This is a genomic window from Vibrio halioticoli NBRC 102217, from assembly GCF_000496695.1.
GTDB classification, from domain to species: Bacteria; Pseudomonadota; Gammaproteobacteria; order Enterobacterales; family Vibrionaceae; genus Vibrio; species Vibrio halioticoli.
Genome location: NZ_BAUJ01000017.1, coordinates 1 through 23,299, shown reverse-complemented (window position 1 = coordinate 23,299; position 23,299 = coordinate 1). Strand labels below are relative to the sequence as shown.

The following is a 23,299-nucleotide window of genomic DNA, read 5'->3' as shown; positions in this document are numbered from 1 at the left end:
CGATTGGTATTAATATCCCTGCACCATAAAACATCTTACCCACGCACCATTACAGCGCACCAATTTAGTGCCAACACAACACTTACGCACCAAAACAATGCACCACGTCACATTATCTATGTTTGATTGCATAACATAAGAGCGTTGCTCCACTACTTTTTGTCTTGTTATGCCGACAAAAACAGCACATTGAACAGGTTTTGCACGGTTTTAACAAAAACCTATACTGTTTATTCAGTTAAGCCGAAAACTGGAACGCTTTTTGCAGTAATAAATCCAGAAATTAGACACTCATCTGGATACAAATTATGGACAACATTAGTCAGGCAATTGGTGCCGTTGCGCAGAGCGCAGATACTTTATTCATCCTTCTTGGTGCCATCATGGTTCTTGCGATGCACGCAGGCTTTGCTTTCTTAGAAGTGGGGACAGTGCGTCATAAAAACCAAGTCAATGCCTTAGTAAAAATCATGGCCGACTTTGCACTGGCAACCGTGGCTTATTTTGTGATTGGCTATCAAATTGCTTACGGACAAAACTTTTTTGTCAGTGCCGACACCTTAGTACAAAACCACGGCTATGAACTGGTTAAGTTCTTTTTCTTACTGACCTTTGCCGCCGCGATTCCTGCCATTGTTTCTGGTGGTATCGCAGAGCGAAGCAAGTTCAAACCGTTTCTATTTTCATCGGCACTTATCGTCGCTTTTGTTTATCCATTTTTCGAAGGTGTCATTTGGAACGGTAACTTTGGTTTCCAAGCCTGGTTAGAGAACCAATTTGGTGCACAGTTCCATGATTTTGCAGGCTCTGTTGTGGTGCATGGTATGGGTGGATGGTTAGCACTAGTGGCCATTTATCTACTGGGCTCTCGTCGCGGTCGTAAACCAGGCATTGCTTTTGCGCCTTCTAACATTCCATTTCTAGCGCTTGGTGCTTGGGTTCTGACTGTTGGTTGGTTTGGCTTTAACGTCATGTCAGCACAGACCTTAGACGGTGTGAATGGACTGGTTGCGGTAAACAGTTTAATGGCGATGGTAGGCGGCACGCTCGTTGCGCTTATCGTAGGCAGAAGTGATCCAGGCTTTATTCACAATGGTCCATTAGCCGGTTTAGTTGCAGTATGTGCCGGCTCAGACATCATGCATCCTGTTGGCGCATTTGTTGTCGGCGGTATTGCCGGTGCACTATTTGTTTGGGTATTTACCAAATTACAGCGCAGCACAAAAATTGATGACGTGTTAGGTGTATGGCCTTTACACGGATTGTGTGGCGTATGGGGCGCAATTGCTGCGGGTATCTTTGGCTCACCGCTGCTAGGTGGTCTAGGCGGCGTTAGCCTTATCTCACAAATCATTGGTACTGTTGCGGGCGTTATCGTCGCAATCGTCGGCGGTTTTATTGTGTACGGCATCATCAACAAGCTATTTGGTTTACGTTTAAGCCAAGAAGACGAATTTATTGGTGCTGACCTTGCTATCCATAAGATCGGCTCCACCAGCGCTGACAAATAATTTCTAGTCGTTATGCTCTATGGCAACCTGTCACTTTCTCAGTGGCAGGTTGTTTTTTATCGCCTCAGGCGTATTCATATCGCACACTCGCTCACTTTTCGTTACCATACGCTTTTACTTCACACTAGCGCACTATGACTGACACCCCTCTGATTGACAAAGAACCCCTACGCCAAGATCTATTGCAAGTGCTGTATGCTCAGCGTCTCAATGCATTAAAAGCGGCAGATAGTGCGCACGGTGATGCCACCCATGAACAAAGCGTCGCCGAGACTCAATATGACACAGTAGCGATTGAAGCTGCCTATCTTGCTCATGGACAATCGCAACGCGTCGCCGATTGTGATGCTATGATCAGTCGCCTTAACGCATTGGTATTGCGTGACTTTGACGATCTTGACGAGATATCACTGGGTGCCATTGTCACCCTTGATAATGGCATGACTTGCTGGCTATTGCCTGTTTGTGGTGGGTTTAAAGTCGATAACGGCAAACTGGTGGTGATTACGCCACAGTCACCTTTGGGACAGATGATCAATGGAGCGGAAGTTGGGGATACTCTGGCCAATGGTCGAACGATCACTGGCTTACGGTAACGTTAACTCTATAGAATGAACGCCTGAGTTACACTGTAACTCAGGCGTTTTAGTAAGCAGTAGTGGCTTAGATAGTGATCCAGGATTTAGAGCAGTAAATCACGCATGTGGCATGCGGTAGGTATCACCCGTTAGACTGATTTTCTTCGCATTCACCAATTCCACCAACACTGCTTCTACTTTACTGCGCATCGCTTGACTGGTACTTGAAAAACCTAGCACTTCAGTCACACCACGAATCAAATCATCTTGTGGGATAGAGAAAGTATCATTAACGGTTTCGACTGCCGCTAACGCAATTTCATCGTCACAAATAAAGTCAAACTTACGTTCATTGTTCGGCAAGTTTTTGCGGTTACGCACACTGGTTTCTTTATCGTGATAAATCACATAATCGCCGTCAAGGTGGAGTTTACCCGTGTGTTGCAACTCCTGTAACGCATCTCCGATAGCGCGCATAATACGCGCGCCCGTACGCGTCGTACCGAGTGCTGACAACAAGCGTATTGCTAAATGTTTAGCGTGCATTGGCGACTCTACTTTCAATACCGTTTCTATGTCGCTAGCCAGTTGATACTGCTCCATTTCAGGAATGGTATTGCCCGGTTTTAAATACAGATTTTGCACGTCAGCCACTGTATAAGTTGCGCCAGATTGTTCGGCTTTAGGTTGGCTTTCTATTCGCTCAATACTGGCTTTAGGCGCGGTTTTTTGCGCAGGTTTTGGCTTGACCACTTGCTCATCAAAATTGGCATAATACGCCTTGGCGGAGCGCAGAGCATCATCTAAACGTTGCGACTCTTTATGACGATTTCTAAACCAGTCAGTACTCCAAATACGATGGAAACGCCAGCCAAGCCCTTCTAACACACCTTGACGAATGCGGTCTCTATCTCTGGCGCTTTTTGAGCTGTGATAGGTTGCGCCATCACATTCAACCGCCAACATGTAGCGCCCTTCTTTGCTTGGGTCACGCACTGCAATATCAATATAGAATCCCGCGCAACCCACTTGCGGTTGTACGCTATAACCAAGGCTACGAATGGTGGAAATCACTTCTTCTTCAAACGGAGAATCCGGCTCTTTACCGGTTTCCTCAGCGCGAATCAGTTGTTTGGTATCCGCATAATGTAAGAAATGCTTTAATGCGCGCACGCCAAATGGCGATTCCGCTGTGGTCGGCATTTCTTCCGATTTAAAGTTACAAAATACTTGCATTGCCAGACGAGAGCGCGAGATCAACACATTCAAACGGCGCTCGCCCCCAGCTGAGTTGACTGGGCCAAAGCTCATTGGCAAACGCCCTTCGGCTGTCTTACCATAACCAATACTGATATAGATACTGTCCCTTTCATCACCCTGCACGTTTTCTAAGTTTTTCACAAAGAAATCTTCGCCTTCAGGATGATGAGCAAAGAAATGCTCCAATTGCGGATTTTCTTTACGCAATCGCTCGACTTCAAGCAAAATTGCGTCACGTTGCGCAGTACTAAATGCCACCACACCTAATGTTTGATGCGGCATGGTTGTGGCGTGCTCAATCACCGCTTTGGCAACCGCTAGTGCTTCACCAACATTGACTCGCGCGCCACCTCGGTCATAGCTAGTTTCAGGCAGATAGTTAAACGTCAGTCCCGTTGCATCCGGATTAATGCCCGATGACGGGAAGATCATCAGCTTGTTGTCATAAAACTCTTGGTTAGAGACGGCAATCAATGATTCGTGACGACTACGATAGTGCCAACGTAGCATTCTTTCTGGTGCACCAGAGGCTAAGAACATGCCTAGAATACTTTCAATATCCGCCGTTAAGCTCTCTTCAGCTTCTTCATCATCTAAAGTGAACTGACGGCCAAAGAAGCTAGTGGGTGGCATCTGCTTGGTATCACCGACCACAATTACTTGTTTGCCGCGCAATATGGCGCCTAAGCCGTCGGCTACTTTTACCTGTGATGCTTCATCAAATACCACCAGATCAAACTCAATACTACCCGGCTCAAGATAGGTCGAAATTGACATCGGGCTCATCATAAACACAGGTTTAATTTGCTGAATGGCTCTGCCCGAACGATTAAGTAGGCGTCGTATTGGCAAGTGTCTGCGCTTTTTATTAAACTCTCGACGCAGCGTTTCCACCTCACCACGAGCGCTTGGGTTTGGCAAACGCGCGTATAAGTCTTCAACTAATTTCTCTTGAGCAAAACCAAACAGCTGTTTGTCTATCACTCTAAACTGTTCGATGCAGTGCTCATGCCCTACTCGGTCAAATTCACTGATCGCTTGCTCTTTCTCATACACTTCATTCACAAGTTGCGAGTAGAACTGATATTGGAAGGCCAGTAAGAAGGACGCCGGTTCACTCTGCCAAGTGCGAGCAAGTATGCTCCAAGCGGATAACTGCTGTTCATCTAATCTTGCGCTAATACGGTTAAAGCGCACCAATTCATACAAAGCGTCTAGATCAATTGGCAATGTTTGTAGCTGTTGCATAGAGCGTAAACTTAACTGCTCGGTAAAGGTCTCGACATCCATTTGCAATGCAATACACAACTCATCAAGCAAAGCATCGTGAGTGGCAAGCTGCTCATTGACAGTATCCATTTGCCCTTGCGATATTGGGCTTTGCTGCGCATCAAAAACGTTTGCTACACTAGGGTCTATGCGCTGCTCATTAATTGCGGTAGTGGCCTGATACAACCACTGCAAAGGCTCAAGTAGCGAGCCCCAATCAGTGTTTGAATTTCGGTAGTGGCTCCCAATAACGGCAATGGCCACCTGCGCCGACTCAACAAATTTCTTCTGCTTAGATTCAAAGCCTTGCATTGCATCAATCGCATTAAGCCAGTCGTTGACGTCACCCTTAAGGCCGTCTTTTCTTAATCCGGCATAACTGGCCTTCATTTTTCTAAAGTCGCCTGATAAGAAGCGCCACCACTTTTTACCTGTGGTGGAAAATGTGCCGCGAAGCGTTGTCCAATCGTAATCAAATGCCGCATCGACAAACTCACTTTCTAGGGTTTGTCTATCCGTTTGCAACGACAAGCCTTGCTCAGCAAACTGCAAAATCGCTTCGCCCTGTTGTGACCACTTTGAAGTATCGCTATTTAAGCCTTGTAAATTTGGCTTTGAGGCAATCATCTGCAATGAAGCAAGCGCTTTTAAGGCATCACTATATGACTCTATAGGTAAGGTAAGATTGGCGCTGTTTGCTAAAGTTTTAACCTGTTCAATTAACTGACGTTTTGCATCCACCAGCTTTGATGATAGTGTTTTGCTACTGGAAAGCAGTGTTGGTGAGGCTTCACACAAGGTAGTCGGATTAAAGGCATTGCCCATTGGTGAGCCATGCGCGCTAAGATAATCCACTAACTCTTGAATATTGCCCAGCGCTTGTTTGTATTGGCTTTTTGACCACTGACTAATAACTGGCGTGATTGCAGGTAATAAGGTTTTATCAATGTCGCACTCTTGCAGGCGTTGCTCAGCTTGCAATGAATGGCCTAGTGCCACTTGATAACTGACGCCAGTGTCGGCAATTGGCGTATTGACCGCTTTGCTGTAGTTATCCAATTGGGCACGCAATGCCACCAATTTTTGGATATCATCACTGCGCTGAGGGGTCACTGGCGCTTTTTGTAGTAAAGTCTCTTCAAGAGAGCCTAACACCGCTTTTTTATTGGCTTTGTGCGAGTGAAGTTCAAGTACTGAATCACCAATATTGCAGTTATCTAAACGTCGTTTTACCACATCTAATGCGGCCATTTTCTCCGCCACAAATAACACTTTCTTATCATCGGCTAAGGCTTGCGAAATAATATTGGCGATGGTTTGCGATTTACCTGTCCCCGGCGGCCCTTGAATTACAAGGTTTGCGCCAGATTTAGCCGCTAATACCGCTTCAGTTTGGCTAGAGTCGGAATCAAGCACCAGTTGAATCGCTTCAGCTTTATTGACATCCATTGGTGTGGAATCTAAACGCGTGCTGTCAGATTCAAAACCGCCACCGAATAACTTTTGAATCACGGCATTTTCTGACGGTTTTTGTCCATCCGGCCACGCCTCATCAGACAAGTCTTGGTACATCTGAAACTTACCAAAAGAGAAAAAGCTAAGAGAAATTTTGTCACTCACCACCTGCCAGCGTTTTTCTTTTGCTACCGCTTCGCTGACTAACTCAAAATAGTGCTGTAAATCAAACTCGCCATCGTCGCTTTCACATTTAGGCAGTTCAATGGCAAAATCCATTTTGAGTTTAGCTGCAAGGGTTAAGTTGGTGCCCAGATCCGCTTCGGTGTATCTCAGCTTAAATGCATCACCGGCTTCTGCTCGGGTCAGTTTAACGGGGATTAAAATCAGCGGAGCGTAACGGGCTTTACTGGAATGGTCGTCTTCGTACCATTGTAAAAAGCCGGTGGCGATATACAAAAGATCCACACCTTGCTCTTGCACATAAGTGAGCGCTTCTGAGTGAATTTTAAGTAGACGGGTATCTAAACTGCGGCGAAATAATTGAGTTTGCAGTGAATTATCTTCGTGGCGTTTATCGCCAACACTGCCTTGCAGATGCTCGGTCAATTCACTCAATAACAAAGGTGAATGTTCATCTTCTAAAGCATCAGGAGCGGCAATGAATTTCATTTCCCGACTCTTATTCACCAAAGTATCAAAAACCTGAGAGGATTTTTCATCCACAATTTCTAAGACCTTAGCACCCTTACCTAAGCTAAGCAGTGTGTTGCCACGCAACCCCATATCCAAGAGCTCTTGGCGACTTTTTTCAAACACACTTTTGATTTTCATACTCATATCTATCGCAAATTTTCTTTAATATTCAGACGTTAACTGATACATCCTCCATTGCATCACATCGCATACGAATGTGTAGACGGTATTATTAGTTTCCATTTCTTAAACAGCCCGCCACACAAGGCTTGTACCCTATGCCGAATTGCCTCGTGAAACTGTGATACAGGTGTAATTAGGGAACATTGAATTAATATAAATAAAATCATGTAATTACGGCTACATAAAGCGCAGTAACTCGAACAATTCAGAATGCATAACCTAAATTCTGGCGCGATTTGCTTTATCGACTAAATCACACGCAAAAATCGGGTTTTAAGTTTCAATAATTGCCAAGGCTTCATCCTTGCTTAAAAAAACAACCTAACGTTAAAATCGCGAGCCATATTCAACCAAGTGCTTTGAACAATGTATATTGAACAACTGATGATGTTACTGGCGGTCGTCGAGCGAGCCTCTTTGCTGTTGATGGCACTGTATTTTCTGACTCATACGCAAATTTTTCAGGCCATCATTACTAAACAAAGCCGCAGTAGTATGGAACTGACCATACTGACGTTGTTTTTTACCCTATTTGCAATTTTCAGCACTTATACCGGAGTTAATGTCGAAGGTTCGCTGGTGAACGTGCGTATTATCTCTATTGTTTCTGGCGGTATTTTGTTTGGCCCTTGGGTTGGTATCCCTGTAGGGTTAATTTCTGGTGTGCACCGTTATCTTATTGATCTAAATGGCCCCTCTTCGATTCCTTGCCTTATCACCAGTGTAACGGCGGGGCTGTTAGCCTCATGGGTACATATTCGAGCCAATTACGCTCACTATGCCAAATATGGCGTATTGGTCGCCGCAATATGTGAAGTAATGACCATGGGGTTAATTCTCATTCTAAATGACGATAAAGTGCTGGCATATTCGATTGTGCATGCCATTGCCCTACCTATGATCATTGGCGCTTTGTGCGTAAGTTTGATTATTAAGTGGCTACAAGATACCGAAAGTGAAAAAGACAAAGTCGCGGCTTATCAAGCCAAGCAAGCATTAAAAGTAGCGAACCAAACCCTACCTTTCATTCGCCAAAATACGGTCGATGCCCTAAAGAAAGTATGCGATATTATTCGCGCCGAAACGTACGCCGATGCGGTGGCAATTACTGATACTAAAGATGTGCAGGTGTATGTGGGTTATGGTGAAGAGCAGTTTTATAATCATCACACTCAAGTCAGCTTGATGACCTTAAAAGCGATTCAAAATAACACCATCATAGAAAGCAACGACATTCGCGAGCATGCCTTTCGTTCGTTGATGATTATCCCATTATCCGAAAATGGACAAGTCACGGGCACACTGAAAATCTTCTTTAGTAAGCCCCACCAAATTACTCTATCGCTACATGAAATGGCGATTGGTTTGTCACAACTTATCTCCACACAATTGGAAGTGGCCAAAGTTGAGCAACTTAAAGTGATGGCTAATGAAGCTGAGTTTGGTGCACTGCAAAATAAAATAAATCCGCACTTTTTGTTCAACACCTTAAATGCCATCTCAACACTTATTCGCATTGAACCAGATAGGGCTCGCGATTTGGTCGGTAAACTGGCCGGATTTATGCGCTTTAACCTAGAGAACGTGGCAGAAATGATTCCACTTGAAGCTGAACTGCAACAAGTCGACGACTATGTATCAATTGAAAAAGCCCGCTTTGGTACCAAGCTAACCGTGCTATTTGATATCGATGATGTAACGGCCTCTGTGCCGCCTTTGATTATTCAGCCATTAGTGGAAAATGCCATCGGTCATGGCATAGTGCCAAAAGGCAGTGGCGGCACGGTAAGTATTTCAGTAAAACAGCACGATGATCGCGTAAAAATCACTGTCTGTGACGATGGCGTAGGAATACCGCAAACCGTAATAGATGGCGTGCAAGCCGGCACTTTAGATTCAAAACGCATCGGTTTAAACAATGTACATCAGCGCATTAAACTCTTGTATGGTCAAGGTTTAGATATTCAGCGCCTTAATTCTCTTTTTCAAGATCAGGAGCTTCAAAATCCAGAGACTCCAGTATCCGGTACTCAAATCTCGTTCACTATTCCATTGGGAGCAACACTGTGAAAACCGCCATCGTAGTAGAAGATGAATATTTGGCCTGTGAAGAGCTTAAATACTTAATTCGCAAATACAGCGACTTAAACATCATTGCTGAATTTAGCGATGGATTACAGGCATTGGAATTTTTGCAATCCACACAGGTTGATGTGGCGTTTTTGGACATTAATATTCCTTCAATCAACGGCATGATTTTGGCTAAAAGCCTGTATAACTCTAAATCTCAGCCTGCGATTATTTTTACTACCGCCTATAAAGAACACGCCGCTGAGGCCTTTGAAATCGAAGCCTTTGATTACCTGCTCAAGCCCTATACCGAAGATCGCGTCGAAAAAACACTGAATAAGCTCAGCACTGAATTAGCAGGTAGCGACGCACCGAATCCAGCCTCTGACAGCAGCGTCAATCTGTATCAAGGTAGCCGTATTCGAGTCATTGAAGTCAATGATATTCTGTTTGCCTCAGCCAACGGTAAAATCACCGATATTGAAACCCTACACGGCGCGTTTACCTCGCCGATGATGCTCAGTGAATTTGTAGAAAAAGTCGATAACGCTAAATTCTTTAAAGCGCACCGCTCTTATTGGGTAAACTTAGAAAAAATAGAAGAAATCACCCCGTGGCACAGCGGTACTTATCGTTTAAAATGCAAAGGCGTAGCAACACAAATTCCAGTGAGTCGCTCGAATATCAAAGAGTTTCGTGAGCGTATGGGCTTGTAATTCATTCCGTATTTTTGCATTTCATTCTCACATTGATACAGTTCATTTTCTATCATCCCCTTGCCATTGAAGCCTTAAAAATAATCTCTTAATTTACACGCAATTGATTTATTTTTGAGGCATCTCATGAGCACTACTCTTCGCTCTCGCGACAAATGGTCGACGTTACTCGGCACCGTTTTAATTGAATTTGCATTAGGCTCTGTTTACACATGGAGCTTATTTAACGCCCATCTAGCAGACAAGTTGGACGAACCCGTTAAGCAAGTGGCGTTCTCATTTGGTCTGCTCAGCCTTGCACTAGCGGTCGCATCATCGCTATCGGGTAAACTGCAAGAACGCTTCGGCATCAAAAAAGTCATCGCGTTTTCTGGGCTGTTGCTTGGGGCGAGTCTGTACCTTACCTCGGTTGCTTCTAGCTTAACTGCGCTTTATGTGTGTGCGGGTTTCTTAGTGGGTTTTGCTGACGGTACTGGCTATCTATTGGCCCTCACCAACTGCATTAAGTTCTTCCCTAATAACAAAGGCATTGCGTCTGCCTGCGCGATTGGCGCGTACGGTTTGGGCAGTCTGGGCTTTAAATACATTAATATGTATTCACTGACACACTTTGGCTTGTCGTACTCATTTGAAGTATGGGGCGTCACCGCTATGGTGCTCGTGTTAATTGGCGCTATGCTAGTGAAAGATGCGCCAAAACAAACTGCGCAAAACACCGCGAATGCCGAATCTCATCACCATTTAACTCTGCAAGAAGTGCTTAGGAAACCTCAGTTTTACATGCTAGCACTGATGTTTACCACGGTATGTATGTCGGGCTTGTACGCTATCGGGATTGCCAAAGACATCGGTCAAAACTACGTACACCTATCCATGGACATCGCCGCAACTGCCGTCTCTGTGATCGCCGTTGCCAACTTAGGCGGACGTGTCGTACTTGGAGTCCTGTCTGACAAAATTACACGCGTGTACGTGATAACCATTGCATTGGTTATCTGCCTTGCGGGGGTGAGCGTTCTAATGTTCATTCCGCCGACACAAAATACCTTCTATTGGTCACTGGCCTGTATCGCATTTAGCTTTGGCGGAACCATCACCGTATATCCGTCTTTGGTGAGCGACTTCTTTGGCTTAGAGCATGTTGCGAAAAACTACGGCTTAATTTACCTAGGTTTTGGTATCGGCAGTTTTGCAGGTTCGGTTATTGCCTCACTGTTTGGCGGATTCTTAGCCACCTTCCACGTAATGTTGGCGCTTATTGTGATTTCGATTGTGCTCTCTATCATTATCAAAAAACCAAACCGTCAGATTGCGATCGCTTAATTAGGTTTAGGCATAACCGGGGCTTAGGCTGAATATAAAGAGAAAGCCAGTGCACCTGCACTGGCTTTTTGTTGTCATGGATCTTTTATACCTACTATCAATGGTAGTCCATCACCATAGAAGCCTGTAACTGGTAACCCATCGAAATATTGCTTGTGCCATCTACGATATAGACATCCTCTGTGGTTAATGAGGATTGCATTACGCCTTCCACCCACACAGGATATTGCACCGTTCGCATGGCGTAGCCTTTGGTATATGACACTCGTACAATTTGATTGGCTGGCGGAGGAGGCATATGAATGCACGCCCCTGCCACTGGCACCAATAAAAACTCAGTGGCGACCATGGCATCAGAGAATTGAATGGGCACTAAAAAGCCGGGAATACGTACGTTTTTACCGTCAAATTCGGTGGTAAGGGACTGTGAGGCGAGCTTTTGCGCTTCAATGTACGCCTCACGCATATTTAGCAGTTCAATGGCATCAATATTATCTTGCTTGAGCTCTGCTAGCAGCGCCGTTAACTGCTCTTCATCTGCGGACTCAGTGGAATGCATCAAGGTAAATACGTTTTGTATTTTACTTAAATGCTCACGACTCAGCTCTGGAAGCACAATCGGATTGGGCGCAACTGCAGGTCTTAGGTTATCCCAATCGACGGTAATGGCAGTTCTAGCAATCGCACTATTGGCAAATACGCTTAAAGTGAACAACGAAAATAGAAGACAAATACACTTTTTAACATCCATGTTGACTACTTATATCCTTAAATAACTGTGTTAACGTCATTGCGCTAATCAACAGGTCTATCGACTGGCTAACACATAACCTTGCAAGTCGACAAACCTGAGATTGATTTACCTTTGTCTAAGTCACCCTTGCTTAAAGCTACCCTTGCTTAAGCTACTGCTATTTAAGCTATAAGGTATTTTTGTAAATCACGCCATCTTTCATGATCAGCTGAATAGTTTCAGGACTGTCCACACGTTTTTCCGCGCCAAACCATTTATCACCTGTACCCACCACTGAAAAGTCTTGCAGAGGGTTGCCATCCAGTAGCAATACATCGGCATACGCTCCCACTTCAATCACACCTAATTTTGCCTCTGGGTAAGGGTTAGTGAAATCGCCTGTTAGCGTGGCAATTTCACCGCCGATTGAGGTCAAGGTTTTTAATGATTCATACGGGCCAAAAAAGTCATTATTGAGCTTTTTCTCGTAGGCAATTTGGATATTACAGGCGTCGACAGAGCCTACGCAGTCGGTTTGAAAACCGCGCTTAACCGGACACTTTTTCATGTTCGGAATGTAGTTTTTAAAAGACTCGGTAGCAGACTGCGCTTTGCGATAACTCGAAGGGACGTTTTTAATGGCAGGAATATCCATCAGGCCCGGATCAAAAGCGGTTAAGTTGGTGGTGATATACGCGCCTTTGTCGTTCATTACCTCGGCAATCTCACAGTCAAACGAAAAGCCATGTTCAATGGACATGACGCCCGCATCAAGTGCGCCTAAAATGGCTTCTTTACGGTAGGAGTGCGCCATTACGTAACTGCCGTAGCTTTCAGCCACCGCGACCGCCGCCGATAACTCTTCTGGTGAACCTGCAAGTAATTGCCATGGGTCAAACGCCGAAACTACGCCGCCAGATTGCATGTATTTGAGCTGAGTGGCACCCATACGAAAGTTATTACGCGCGTATTTTTTAACATCCCCTACGCTATCCACTTCTTGCGCCATATTCAGACGAGTAAAGTTTGACTCTTGGCCTACAGGCGCAGAATAGTTGGCAAAATCAGCGTGTCCTCCGCGGGTACTCAAAAAGGCGCCTGACGGATAGTAGCGCGGTCCAATAATCTCACCTGCATCGATGGCGCGGCGCAAGCCACCATTTGCACCGCCGGCATCTCGCACTGTGGTAAAGCCTTGCATAAGATACATTTGCGCCATGCGTGAGCCGTGTATAGCAAAGTCTTCCCAGGTTTTACCTGACTCCATCGCCGGCAAACTTGGGCCCATCAGCATTAAGTGAGCGTGGTTTTCAATAAAACCTGGGGTTAGAGTTTTGCCCTTACCATCAATTATAAGTGCATCGTCACGGACAGTGATTTCGTCACCAGAAATGCTTTTGATTTTATTCCCTTCAATCAAAACATGATGGTTTTCATACAGTTTATTTTCTGTACCATTAAAAATATCTACATTTTTAAATACCGTCTGCGGTAGCAGTGCTTGTTCAGCAGTTGTTTGTTCAGTAACCGCTTGTTCATTAGCCAGAGCCATAGAGGTCATCAGCGCGAGTGTTGACGTTAATACAACCTTTTTCATTCATAAGTCCTTATATGAAAAATACCTTAAGTTTTGGGGTGCACAGCTAAGCTGTACTACAGAAAAAGTTTAGTTGTATTTTGGGATTTGAATAGTTTACTTTTCAGAGAAAGTTCAATTATTTCAATCACAAGAGAGTTATGTGAGTAGGTTCTCAATAATCGATGAAAGGTTTAAGGCGTTACGCTACGTCAATACTATTTAGAAAAGAGATGCACAAAGAGGCTGCATATAAAAAGTATTAAAGTAGCGTGATTAGAAGACTTACAGAATCACTATGAAAAAATCGGTGACATTCCATAGCTAGGTATCACTATCAGTAGCACCCCAAGCACGATCAAAAACAGTCCAGCCAGACATTTCACTAATGTCGGCAATACGACACTGATGCTAGAACGCGTTGATTTGGTGTAATACTGGATAAATTTGCGTCCGGTGACCGTTAAAAAAGCGATGCTGGACGTGGTTATAGCAGTGCCTATCGCCATTAAAAAAGCGCCAATGACACCAAGCCAATACAGATGCGTTAAGTTTGCAAAGAACAGCACTAAGATAGCTCCAGAGCACGGTCTTAACCCTATACTCAAGATAATCATTAAGTACTCTTTCGGCTTCGAGATAGTATTTAACTCAGCAGCATTCGCTGAGTGTTTGTGCCCGCAAGCACAGTTGTCACCATGTTTATGATGCTGATTGGCTTTACTCGACGCATACAGATACTTAACCGCGCTATAGATAAGCTGAATGCCCAATAGAGCCACCAATACGCCGCTGTAAGTAGCTAATTCGCTGACGGTGGTATTAAGCTTGCGCATAGTTTGATGAAACACAAAAACAAACGTGCTGACCAAACCTACCGCAACAAGCGCCTGCACAACCGCAGAACACATGGTGATAAAGATGCCCGCTTTAAGTCGCGTTTCATTGGTTGCCAAATAGGTGCTAACCACCACTTTACCGTGGCCGGGACCTAACGAGTGCAATATTCCATATAAAAAGCACACGCCTAATATAATGAAATCAGCTTTGCTATCACCGCTATAAAACTGCTCCGTCAGATAATCCAATGACTCTTTTTGTAGATGGATGCTGTTCAGTAAAATAACTGGCCACAAAAACCATAACGCCACAACAACAAGTGCCAGTACGACAGCAATCACCAGCATAGATTTAGACATGCTTACTTTTGCTTGAGCTAGTGGTGTAGATAGTGGCTTTTGTTGAAAAATCGGCTGCGATGCCTCAAGGGGAGTGATTTTATTTATGTTCATTTTAGCAACGGCCCATGTTTACAACTAAAGCTCAGTGTTTGGGTAAATACTTTGCCCAATTGGGTGTCAGGAGTAGCGTCAACGGGTATCGACATGGCTTTATTGACTTGCGAAGCCGTTGGATGCGGCTCAATCAAAGATGAAGAGCAATAAGGTGCAAGAGTACTGGCAAATTGTACATCACTAGCGGCTCGCCAAGACATATCCACGTAATAAGAAGGATCAAAAATGCGCAAAGCGAGCTTTTTGCCATCAAATAGATAAGGGTTCTTTAACAGCAAGGTAAAGCTCAAAATCGCTTTGCCTTTGACTTCCTTTAACTTCGCATCGGTCACTTGTTGGTATTTGAAAGAGTGTTTACCTTCATCCAAATAAGTGAAGTCATGGGAAGGTCGCATGTTATCAATCACAGAGGCTGAAATAGTGTTCAACGTCTGTTGTCGATGCTCGGGCGACATGTCTTCACCATCGAACAAATACGCAGTCGTCATCCTATCAAACGTCCATTCCATCTTAAAACCATCAATAGCTTGGCTATTACCTAGTATTTGCGTCTTAGTATCTATCCACGAGTGCGGATGAGCCACTGCTGACTGGCAAAATAGCCACAGCAACAGGGTAACTAATACAGTTCGAAATGTCGGTTTGATAGGATGCATATTGTGCCTACTTCATGCTATTGGCGATAACAGTTACGTTATGTTTAAAGGCTTTCGCGTAAGTATTTGCCTCGTCGGTCAAAGACAACGCTTCTGGGTACAGCTCACCGCCCTCTTTGGCGCCACTTGCCGCCGCCACTTGCTTAACTAAGCGCGGGTCGGTTTGGTCTTCCATAAAGTAAACTTTTACTCCTTCAGATTTGATCTGATTGATAAGTTCAGCAATATGTTGAGCACTGGCTTCAGACTCTGTTGAGTAGCCTTGTGGTGCAAGGAAATCCACATTGTATTGCGCGCCAAAATAACCAAACGCATCATGGCTAGTCAGCACTTTGCGTTTTTCTCTTGGAACGGCGTTCAACGTTGTCTCGGCCCAAGCATTAAGATCAGACAATTGTTTGATGTATTGTTCGCCGTGTTGCTTAAAGTAACCCGCATCTTCCGGATCAGCTTTGATCAACGCATTCATTACGTTAGTGGCGTACGTTACACCGTTTGCCATGCTGTTCCATGCGTGAGGATCAATGATTTTTTCGCCATCATCAATCATGCTACGAGTTTGAATGCCGTTAGATGCAGTCACTACCTCGCCTTTATAGCCAGATGCTTTGACTAAGCGATCCATCCAACCTTCTAAGCCCAAGCCACTAACAAATACAACGTCAGCTTTGTTTAAAGTCACGCTGTCTTGTGGTGCAGGAGAAAATGAATGAGGGTCGCTTTCAGCGCCAATTAAAGTGGTTACCTGCACGTGTTCGCCGCCAACTTGCTGCACGATATCACCCAGTACAGAGAAGCTCGCTACTGCATTGACTGTTCCGGCCATAGCGGTGCTGCTTGCTGCAAGAGCCAAAGTGACACTTGCAATTTTTAATAGTTTCATTGGGGGTTTCCTAATAAATAATGACATCCATTACTGTCGAAGCATTCCTTTCTTGCTTCCACAGAAAATAGACAGAATAAAAATAAACATAGCGACCAAAATAATGGCAGGTCCTGCCGGTATGGATTGGAACCAAGACCAGCTCAAACCAAGTAGTGAGCTGACCATGCCAAACACAATCGAAATCATCAGCATATGCGGTAATCGGTCAGTCCAGCATCGCGCTGAAATGGCTGGCAACATCATTAAGCCCACCGACATTAACGTGCCTAGCACCTGAAAACCTGCGATAAGATTTAATACCACCAGCCCCATAAATAAGGCATGGATATAGATGGAATAGCGACTGGAATAAATAGAGAAAAAGCTTGAGTTAAAGGACTCATAAACAATCGCTCTATAGCAAATAGCCAGCGTTAAAAGGGTGATGCTCACCACCACGCCAATAAAGACTAATGCGCCGTTATCCACTGCTAGCAGTGAGCCAAACAATAGATGTAATAGATCAATGCTGTTCTTGCGATACGATACCAAGATCACCCCTAAGGCAAGTGAGCCTAGATAGAGTCCGGCAAAGGTGGAATCTTCACTGAGTTTGGCTCGCTTACTGATCCAACTGGAGGTGAGCGCGACAAATAGTCCGGCAATAAAACCGCCTACACCCATATAAAACAATGACATTCCCGCAAACAGGTAGCCAATGGCCACGCCTGGCAATACCGCGTGCGACAGCGCATCGCCGACTAGGCTCATGCGGCGTAATAGTAAAAATATGCCCAGTGGCGGTAAGCTAAAAGACAGCACGACACAGGCAACAAGTGAGCGTCGCATAAAGCCAAACTGGCAATACGCATCGAGAATATGAATGGACATAATGTTAGTCTGTTACCTGATTTACGTTATTTTGTTCAAAAATCGCCTGTCCATTACTCAACCGGATAATGTCGGTAAAGTAGCTTTCAACCATTGAGATATCGTGCAACACCGCCACAATGGTTTTACCCTTGCGGTGAAGCTCTAAAATGAGATTTAAAATCAGCATTTGGGTATCTTCATCAATACCGGCAAAAGGCTCATCCATTAGCATTATTGGCGCATCTTGTACCAATAAGCGGGCAAATAACATGCGCTGAAATTGCCCACCGGATAAGCGATTGATGCTGGTCTTTTTAAGCTCGGTAATCCCGACTTGTTCTAGTGCCCAATCGACGTTTTGCATGTCTTTTTTCGACAAACGTCTAAAAATGCTTTTTCTCGGCCAGCACCCCATAGAAACCACTTCAAACACATTGATTGGAAAATCCTGATCAATGTTTGATTTTTGCGGCAACCAAGCAATGCCTTTTTTGTCTATATTTTCTAGGCTTGTGCTACCTGAAATAGCAGGAATTAACCCACAGAGTGTTTTCAATAACGTTGATTTACCTACCCCATTCGGCCCTACAATGGCAGATAAAGAACCTAGCTTTACCTGACCGGATATGGAGTGACACACTGCTTTGTTCTGATAGCCAATGACTAAATCATTAAAGTGAATCATGCTAGAGAGATCGCCCATTTAATTGCCAACCATAAAACGCAAAGCCCTACCGTGCCCAGCAACACTCGACTGAGTGCAGACATCGCCAGCAGATAACGCTCGTCATTGGTGTTTTCAGTTGCTTTGATATTCATTAAATGTGATAGAGTTCAAATAATTAGGTCGGACGTTATAACATAACATTTCCGATTTGAATAATATTGATGTACAAGCACTGTAATATCATAATTACTAACCTATTGTTTAATAACAATAAAAACTAACAGACCTTCATTTCCTGAATTTAACTTTGCTAAATTGCACGAAATAACGACATTCAATGCTTAGCAAAAAGAGAGACTGACGATTTTTACTCTCATGGATAAAACCAAGCACCTCTGCAACATCAAAGGCACTTGGTTGATCATGGAAAAACTCAGTCGTCTGCCTAACAAACTTTTAAAAATACGAGGGTTAACCATTAAGTGGTGTAAACATCCCATAAAGCCCTATATTTATTCTTACCAATGTCGTCAAATTTATGTGCATTGCCGTGGCTAAATTGATAAGGTGATCGACACATGCACTACCAATGACTAATAGTTTGAATAATCAACAAGGTATGGTTAAGTTCCAATCGCTTAACAAGTGGTACGGCGATTTTCACGCCCTAAAAGACATCGATTTATCAATCCACAAAGGCGAGATTGTTGTGATCTGTGGCCCGTCAGGCTCCGGTAAATCAACGCTTATTCGTTGCATCAATCAGCTTGAGCCTTTTGATAGCGGTGAGCTTAGCGTGCTTGAACATACCTTACCCTGCCCGTTTAAAAACCCCGGCAAGGTGGGGATGGTTTTTCAACACTTCCACCTGTTCCCGCATTTAACGGTTCTTGAAAATCTCACTCTTGCGCCCATTCGCACTCTAAAGAAAAGTAAGCAAGAAGCAGAAGAAGTGGCGATGCACTATCTAGAGCGCGTGCATATTCAAGAGCAAGCACACAAATATCCAGTACAGCTATCTGGCGGACAACAGCAACGCGTCGCTATTGCACGCTCTTTATGCATGAAGCCTGAGCTATTATTATTTGATGAGCCCACTTCTGCCCTTGATCCTGAAATGATCAATGAGGTGCTTGATGTTATGGTCGATCTTGCCAAAGAGGGAATCACTATGGTTTGCGTGACCCATGAAATGGGCTTTGCCAAAAAAGTGGCCGACCGCGTTATTTTCATGGATGAGGGACAAATAGTGGAATCAAATAGTCCGCAGGCATTGTTTGAAAACCCGCAACACAAACGCACGCAAGCTTTCCTTAAGCAGATCTTAAGCTACTGATGTTTGGGCGTATTATTAAACCCACCCTGTTCGCCATACTGCAAATCATTGTTCTGGCGGCGGCAGTCACTTGGATATTGAATTCGGGCGCACAGGCTATGGGCTATCACTGGCAATGGGATAGAGTGCCAGATTACATTGCTATCTATGAAGATGGCCAGTGGTGGTCTGCCGAATTGCTCGACGGATTACTAGTCACAATACAGATCTCTTTGATTGCTCTCGTGGCCACGCTAGGAATAGGTTTAGTGACCGCGCTTCTAAGAAACTCCAATTCTGTGGTGGGCAGAACATTAGCCACCAGCTATGTGGAACTGATTCGTAACACCCCGTTGCTTGTGCAAATTTATCTTTTGTATTTTGTATTTGGCCCCGTCATTGGGCTGGATAGATTCAGCACCGCAGTATTGGCACTGGCACTGTTCCAAGGTGCGTATACTGCGGAGATTTTTAGAGCGGGGCTGAACAGCATTGCTCGTGGGCAGTTTGAAGCGGCTCACTCTCTCGGCTTATCCCGCCTATCTACCTTTTGGGATGTGATTCTGCCACAAGTGATTCAAAGAACATTACCTCCATTAACCAATGAGGTGATTTCGCTGATTAAAAACTCTTCTATAGTGAGTGTTATGGCTGTATTTGACCTAACCACTCAAGCCAGAAACATTGTTTCTGAAACCGCGATGCCGTTTGAGATTTGGTTCTCGGTGGCCATCATTTATCTTGCGCTTACTCTTTCACTCTCTGCCATTGCCGCTTGGTTAGAACATAAGCTTGGCGCTAACTGGCGAACCCAATAAGGACGACTCAGCATGAAGCTATTTAAAACCGCCATTACGGCACTACTGGCACTCGCTGTCAGCTTGCCTGCATTGGCCACTAATACGCAAAACACAGCTACACCAAATTTAGACAAAATAAACGATAGAGGCACTTTGCGAGTTGGCATGTCGACCTTTGTCCCTTGGGCAATGCGCAATAAACAAGGCGATCTAATTGGTTTTGAAATTGATGTTGCGAAACGCTTGGCCGCCGATTCTGGCTGGAAAGTAGAGTTTGTGCCAACCGCTTGGGACGGCATTATTCCATCACTGCTCTCGCAAAAGTTCGATGTGATCATCGGCGGTTTATCCATTACCGAAGCTCGCTCAAAAAGCGTTCTGTTTACAGACCCTTACTCGCACTCTGGAGTGCAATTAGCAGCCAGCAAAGAGCTGGCAAAGGGCTTTAATAAAGTGTCAGACTTTAACTCTCGCCGCATCAAAATAGCGGCTCGTCGCGGCGCCGTTACCGTGCAAGTGGCGCGTGAAACCTTCCCCAAAGCAAAGATTCTTCAATTTGATGATGAAGCCCAAGCCTTTCAAGAAGTGCTAAATGGCAATGCACAGGCCGTGATTGCATCCAGCCCTAAACCTGAGCAAGAAGCCATCAGACACTCGGACTCATTGTTTATTCCGTTTACTGAGCGACTATCACAAGGCAATGAAGCCTTTGCGGTGCGTTTAGGTGAAACCGATAAAGCAGAATTCTTTAACCAATGGATCAAAGATCGCACTGAAGATGGTTGGCTCAAAGAGCGCTATGAATACTGGTTCTCGACTTTAGATTGGCAAGATCAAGTGGCTCAAGGCCAGTAGCCTAACCAATAAGTGAACCGTGCTTGTTAGTAGTGAGCACAGTTCACTTAATACTGAATTAAAACAACGCCATACAAAGCAATTAATACTAGGAATAACGTGAGCAGACGCAACACACCCATTAAAGCAGCAGTATCCACTAAAGCAACAGGCCCCACTAGCAAGCGCTATTGGTATCAGAGCCTCAATCTATTAGACGGTGTCTTGCTGGCAATCATGGGTGTATTCCTCGCTTGGCTATATTACCGCTCCGCTGTCGGCATCAATTACCATTGGCGATGGCAAGACGCTATACGTTTGATTTTTGTTCCTCCTTCTGAGGGCAAGCTCCCCTACTTCTTCCAAGGCCTAGTGGCAACACTGCGCCTAAGTCTTTGGAGCATGGTGCTCGCACTCTCTTTTGGCACCTTACTTGGCATTGCGAGGCATTCAAAACTGGCGCTATTCAAAACGCCAGCACTGCTGTTTATTCAGTTGGTACGCAACATTCCACCTTTGGTGTTTGTGTTCATTTTTTACTTCTTTATCTCCAATCAACTGATCCCGCTACTTGGCTTACAAAGCCTGCTTCGTGAGCACCAAGGCGACCTTAATGGCGTACAGCAGTTTCTATTTGGCCCTGCTAATTTGTGGGAAAATCTAGCCTCGGGCGTGATCTGCATTGGCTTATTATCATCAGCCTACATAGCGGAATTGATTCGCGGCGGCCTTGAAAGTATACCTAAAGGGCAATGGGAAGCGGCCGACTCGTTGGGTCTTTCTGGGCTTGATAAATATCGATTTGTGATTGGCCCGCAGGTGCTCACCGCCATTACGCCACCTTTGGCGGGACAAACCATTTCTCTGGTCAAAGACACTTCGATTGTCTCGTTAATTTCCATACAAGAGATGACCTTTGTCGGCACAGAGATGGCCAATTCATCAGGCATGATTTTTGAAATTTGGTTGATTGTTGGTGTTGTGTATTTCTGCTTATGCTTTGCATTGTCACGTCTGTTTAATCGAATAGAAAAACGCTCTAGAGCGTATTTGTAATTGCTATACTAATCACTCTAAGTAAGTGAGCAGAAATAACACAGGAAAAATACTCGAGAACAAGGTGGGGTTTTTCGATAAGTAGTTATTCTATAATCAAAAATTCTAACGCAGTTCTCGAGTATTTTAACAAACTAGAATGGCCCGTTATTTAACCCGATTAGTACTAGTAAACCGTAATGCTTACCGAGCTACAGGTATTGTTATTACAGGCTTTGATTTCATGCTTGCCTGATAACGATTTTGCATCTATTTGGTTTGCGCTCACATTGCCATCTAAATACCAGCGTACATCTGGGCTAGAGGCTTTTAGTGACAGGATTTGTCCTGCATAGGGATAAATATGACTGCCGTCTTCAGGCTGAATAATATCGATAAAGCGTTTTGACTTAGAGTGCACTTTCTCCCATGACAACAGTTCTTGCGGCCAATTATTTGCTACAGATAAACGTTTATCTCGGCGCAATGTTCTTGGCGTAACGCCATCAATGGTCCATGCTAGACGTTTTTGCTGACAATTGGCTTTCGAAACCATCTCAGCGGCTAAACCACTCGGCCAGCAAATTGACACTTGCTCCACAGCTTTGGGTTTTTCTACCTCAGTCACGTCTTTAGGCAATAAATCAAACACATCGAATAGAATTGGCGCAGCCATCGTGGCGCCGGTTTGCCCAACATATGGTGAACCGTCAGGTCTGCCCATCCACACCCCGACCGTATAATCATTGCTGGTGCCAATAGCCCAAGCATCACGAAAGCCAAAACTGGTGCCCGTTTTCCAACCGATTTTTCTACCAAATTTAGCGCGAGGTCTATCTGGCGAGCGTATATCTTGCAAAATAGTGCGCGTGATCCAAGCACTTTCAGGAGTGAGCAATTGCGTTTGTTCTATTTTATCGAACTGACTGAGTCTCGGCTTTATCGCCACGCCTTGACGGCTCAGAGCAGTGTAATACATCACCAACTCACGCAGCGTTGATCCGCCTCCTCCTAACACCACCGTTAAATTCATATCAGGCAATCGTAAAGATGAACCCAAAATCTGCATTCGTTTGACAAATTTAGGCACTTGGATTTCATTTAGCAGATACACAGCCGATAGATTTTTTGAGCGTTGTAAGGCTTCAGTTGCTGATACTCGTCCCTGAAAATGTTTATCAAAATTCTGCGGTTTATAAGTGCCAAACTGCATTGGAATATCCATCAACAAACTTTGCGAATGAATCAACCCTTGCTCCATCGCTTGTGCGTACACGAACGGCTTTAACGTAGAGCCGGGAGAGCGAATCGCTTTGGTCATATCTACATGCCCATAACTGCGAGAGTTATCCATATCCAATGAGCCTTTATACGCAAGCACAGCGCCAGTTTTATTCTCCACCACCATCACCGCCACCGACAAATCATTAGACAAAGCCGTAAACCGCTGCTTAACAATAGCATCAACATTTTGTTGTAACTCACTCTTTATAAACGTCTTTACTGAAGAGAGATTCGGTGCCTGTCCCTGAATCAAATTCGGTGTGTGTCCCTGAATCTCTTGCTGTGAACTAGCGGCTTTAAACGCC

At 44.6% G+C, this 23,299-nt stretch carries 18 protein-coding genes; 9 read left to right on the top strand and 9 right to left on the bottom strand.

The features are described 5' to 3' along the window. The first annotated feature begins 308 nt into the window (after window positions 1-308). Complete coding sequence (locus VHA01S_RS06625; RefSeq protein WP_023403582.1) at window positions 309-1,511, top strand: ammonium transporter; 1,203 nt, start codon at window positions 309-311, stop codon at window positions 1,509-1,511. 134 nt (window positions 1,512-1,645) lie between these two features. Continuing rightward, the gene (locus VHA01S_RS06620) at window positions 1,646-2,107 is read left to right on the top strand and encodes a hypothetical protein (RefSeq protein ID WP_023403581.1); all 462 of its coding nucleotides are present in this window, start codon (window positions 1,646-1,648) and stop codon (window positions 2,105-2,107) included. Window positions 2,108-2,206: 99 nt separating this feature from the next. Here the strand turns inward: VHA01S_RS06620 and VHA01S_RS06615 are convergent, their stop codons facing one another. Next, window positions 2,207-6,907, bottom strand: coding sequence for a DUF3320 domain-containing protein (locus VHA01S_RS06615; RefSeq protein WP_039970321.1), 4,701 nt, complete (start codon window positions 6,905-6,907; stop codon window positions 2,207-2,209). Window positions 6,908-7,318: 411 nt separating this feature from the next. Here VHA01S_RS06615 and VHA01S_RS06610 point away from each other — a divergent pair, with 411 nt between their 5' ends. From VHA01S_RS06610 to VHA01S_RS06600, 3 genes are all read left to right on the top strand, one after another. Further along, window positions 7,319-9,022, top strand: coding sequence for a LytS/YhcK type 5TM receptor domain-containing protein (locus tag VHA01S_RS06610; RefSeq protein ID WP_023403579.1), 1,704 nt, complete (start codon window positions 7,319-7,321; stop codon window positions 9,020-9,022). Further along, on the top strand, window positions 9,019-9,738 hold the full coding sequence (locus tag VHA01S_RS06605; protein WP_023403578.1) for a LytR/AlgR family response regulator transcription factor: 720 nt from the start codon (window positions 9,019-9,021) through the stop codon (window positions 9,736-9,738). Before VHA01S_RS06610 ends, VHA01S_RS06605 begins: the two co-directional genes overlap by 4 nt. Before the next feature lie 126 nt (window positions 9,739-9,864). Then, window positions 9,865-11,061: an OFA family MFS transporter gene (locus VHA01S_RS06600; RefSeq protein ID WP_023403577.1), complete on the top strand. Its 1,197-nt coding sequence runs from the start codon at window positions 9,865-9,867 to the stop codon at window positions 11,059-11,061. 97 nt (window positions 11,062-11,158) lie between these two features. Here the strand turns inward: VHA01S_RS06600 and VHA01S_RS06595 are convergent, their stop codons facing one another. From VHA01S_RS06595 to VHA01S_RS06565, 7 genes are all read right to left on the bottom strand, one after another. After that, window positions 11,159-11,812: a DUF3299 domain-containing protein gene (locus VHA01S_RS06595; RefSeq protein WP_023403576.1), complete on the bottom strand. Its 654-nt coding sequence runs from the start codon at window positions 11,810-11,812 to the stop codon at window positions 11,159-11,161. 169 nt (window positions 11,813-11,981) lie between these two features. Further along, a complete protein-coding gene (locus VHA01S_RS06590; RefSeq protein WP_023403575.1) occupies window positions 11,982-13,391 on the bottom strand; it encodes a metal-dependent hydrolase family protein in 1,410 nt (469 codons plus the stop codon). 275 nt (window positions 13,392-13,666) lie between these two features. After that, window positions 13,667-14,662, bottom strand: a complete 996-nt coding sequence (locus tag VHA01S_RS06585) for a nickel/cobalt transporter (RefSeq protein ID WP_023403574.1) — start codon at window positions 14,660-14,662, stop codon at window positions 13,667-13,669. Continuing rightward, window positions 14,659-15,321, bottom strand: coding sequence for a DUF1007 family protein (locus tag VHA01S_RS06580; RefSeq protein ID WP_023403573.1), 663 nt, complete (start codon window positions 15,319-15,321; stop codon window positions 14,659-14,661). Before VHA01S_RS06580 ends, VHA01S_RS06585 begins: the two co-directional genes overlap by 4 nt. Before the next feature lie 7 nt (window positions 15,322-15,328). Next, window positions 15,329-16,204 carry a metal ABC transporter solute-binding protein, Zn/Mn family gene (locus VHA01S_RS06575; RefSeq protein WP_023403572.1) on the bottom strand — a complete coding sequence of 292 codons (876 nt, stop codon included), beginning with the start codon at window positions 16,202-16,204 and terminating at the stop codon, window positions 15,329-15,331. A gap of 30 nt (window positions 16,205-16,234) precedes the next feature. Further along, complete coding sequence (locus VHA01S_RS06570; protein ID WP_023403571.1) at window positions 16,235-17,077, bottom strand: metal ABC transporter permease; 843 nt, start codon at window positions 17,075-17,077, stop codon at window positions 16,235-16,237. 4 nt (window positions 17,078-17,081) lie between these two features. Continuing rightward, window positions 17,082-17,762 carry a metal ABC transporter ATP-binding protein gene (locus VHA01S_RS06565; RefSeq protein ID WP_023403570.1) on the bottom strand — a complete coding sequence of 227 codons (681 nt, stop codon included), beginning with the start codon at window positions 17,760-17,762 and terminating at the stop codon, window positions 17,082-17,084. Window positions 17,763-18,315: 553 nt separating this feature from the next. On the opposite strand from VHA01S_RS06565, the gene VHA01S_RS06560 reads away from it, so the two are divergent. The 4 genes from VHA01S_RS06560 to VHA01S_RS06545 all read left to right on the top strand — a co-directional run bounded on the left by VHA01S_RS06560 (window position 18,316) and on the right by VHA01S_RS06545 (window position 21,731). Further along, window positions 18,316-19,062: an amino acid ABC transporter ATP-binding protein gene (locus VHA01S_RS06560; RefSeq protein ID WP_023403569.1), complete on the top strand. Its 747-nt coding sequence runs from the start codon at window positions 18,316-18,318 to the stop codon at window positions 19,060-19,062. Continuing rightward, window positions 19,062-19,859, top strand: coding sequence for an amino acid ABC transporter permease (locus tag VHA01S_RS06555; protein ID WP_023403568.1), 798 nt, complete (start codon window positions 19,062-19,064; stop codon window positions 19,857-19,859). Before VHA01S_RS06560 ends, VHA01S_RS06555 begins: the two co-directional genes overlap by 1 nt. 12 nt (window positions 19,860-19,871) lie before the next feature. Beyond that, window positions 19,872-20,696 (top strand): transporter substrate-binding domain-containing protein, encoded by an 825-nt coding sequence (locus VHA01S_RS06550; protein WP_023403567.1) that lies wholly within the window; start codon window positions 19,872-19,874, stop codon window positions 20,694-20,696. Window positions 20,697-20,912: 216 nt separating this feature from the next. Next, window positions 20,913-21,731, top strand: a complete 819-nt coding sequence (locus VHA01S_RS06545; protein ID WP_240432777.1) for an amino acid ABC transporter permease — start codon at window positions 20,913-20,915, stop codon at window positions 21,729-21,731. A gap of 166 nt (window positions 21,732-21,897) precedes the next feature. On the opposite strand, the gene VHA01S_RS06540 is transcribed toward VHA01S_RS06545, so the two are convergent. Then, window positions 21,898-23,299, bottom strand: a 1,402-nt coding sequence (locus VHA01S_RS06540) for a penicillin-binding transpeptidase domain-containing protein (protein WP_023403565.1), incomplete at its 5' end; no start/stop codon positions are given.

What these genes read in the sequence shown, in the direction of transcription:
- VHA01S_RS06625 (WP_023403582.1), top strand. Translation starts at nt 309, where the DNA reads ATGGACAACATTAGTCAGGCAATTGGTGCCGTTGCGCAGAGCGCAGAT.
- VHA01S_RS06620 (WP_023403581.1), top strand. Translation starts at nt 1,646, where the DNA reads ATGACTGACACCCCTCTGATTGACAAAGAACCCCTACGCCAAGATCTA.
- VHA01S_RS06615 (WP_039970321.1), bottom strand. Translation starts at nt 6,907, where the DNA reads ATGAAAATCAAAAGTGTGTTTGAAAAAAGTCGCCAAGAGCTCTTGGAT.
- VHA01S_RS06610 (WP_023403579.1), top strand. Translation starts at nt 7,319, where the DNA reads ATGTATATTGAACAACTGATGATGTTACTGGCGGTCGTCGAGCGAGCC.
- VHA01S_RS06600 (WP_023403577.1), top strand. Translation starts at nt 9,865, where the DNA reads ATGAGCACTACTCTTCGCTCTCGCGACAAATGGTCGACGTTACTCGGC.
- VHA01S_RS06595 (WP_023403576.1), bottom strand. Translation starts at nt 11,812, where the DNA reads ATGGATGTTAAAAAGTGTATTTGTCTTCTATTTTCGTTGTTCACTTTA.
- VHA01S_RS06590 (WP_023403575.1), bottom strand. Translation starts at nt 13,391, where the DNA reads ATGAAAAAGGTTGTATTAACGTCAACACTCGCGCTGATGACCTCTATG.
- VHA01S_RS06585 (WP_023403574.1), bottom strand. Translation starts at nt 14,662, where the DNA reads ATGAACATAAATAAAATCACTCCCCTTGAGGCATCGCAGCCGATTTTT.
- VHA01S_RS06580 (WP_023403573.1), bottom strand. Translation starts at nt 15,321, where the DNA reads ATGCATCCTATCAAACCGACATTTCGAACTGTATTAGTTACCCTGTTG.
- VHA01S_RS06575 (WP_023403572.1), bottom strand. Translation starts at nt 16,204, where the DNA reads ATGAAACTATTAAAAATTGCAAGTGTCACTTTGGCTCTTGCAGCAAGC.
- VHA01S_RS06570 (WP_023403571.1), bottom strand. Translation starts at nt 17,077, where the DNA reads ATGTCCATTCATATTCTCGATGCGTATTGCCAGTTTGGCTTTATGCGA.
- VHA01S_RS06565 (WP_023403570.1), bottom strand. Translation starts at nt 17,762, where the DNA reads ATGGGCGATCTCTCTAGCATGATTCACTTTAATGATTTAGTCATTGGC.
- VHA01S_RS06560 (WP_023403569.1), top strand. Translation starts at nt 18,316, where the DNA reads ATGACTAATAGTTTGAATAATCAACAAGGTATGGTTAAGTTCCAATCG.
- VHA01S_RS06555 (WP_023403568.1), top strand. Translation starts at nt 19,062, where the DNA reads ATGTTTGGGCGTATTATTAAACCCACCCTGTTCGCCATACTGCAAATC.
- VHA01S_RS06550 (WP_023403567.1), top strand. Translation starts at nt 19,872, where the DNA reads ATGAAGCTATTTAAAACCGCCATTACGGCACTACTGGCACTCGCTGTC.
- VHA01S_RS06545 (WP_240432777.1), top strand. Translation starts at nt 20,913, where the DNA reads ATGGGTGTATTCCTCGCTTGGCTATATTACCGCTCCGCTGTCGGCATC.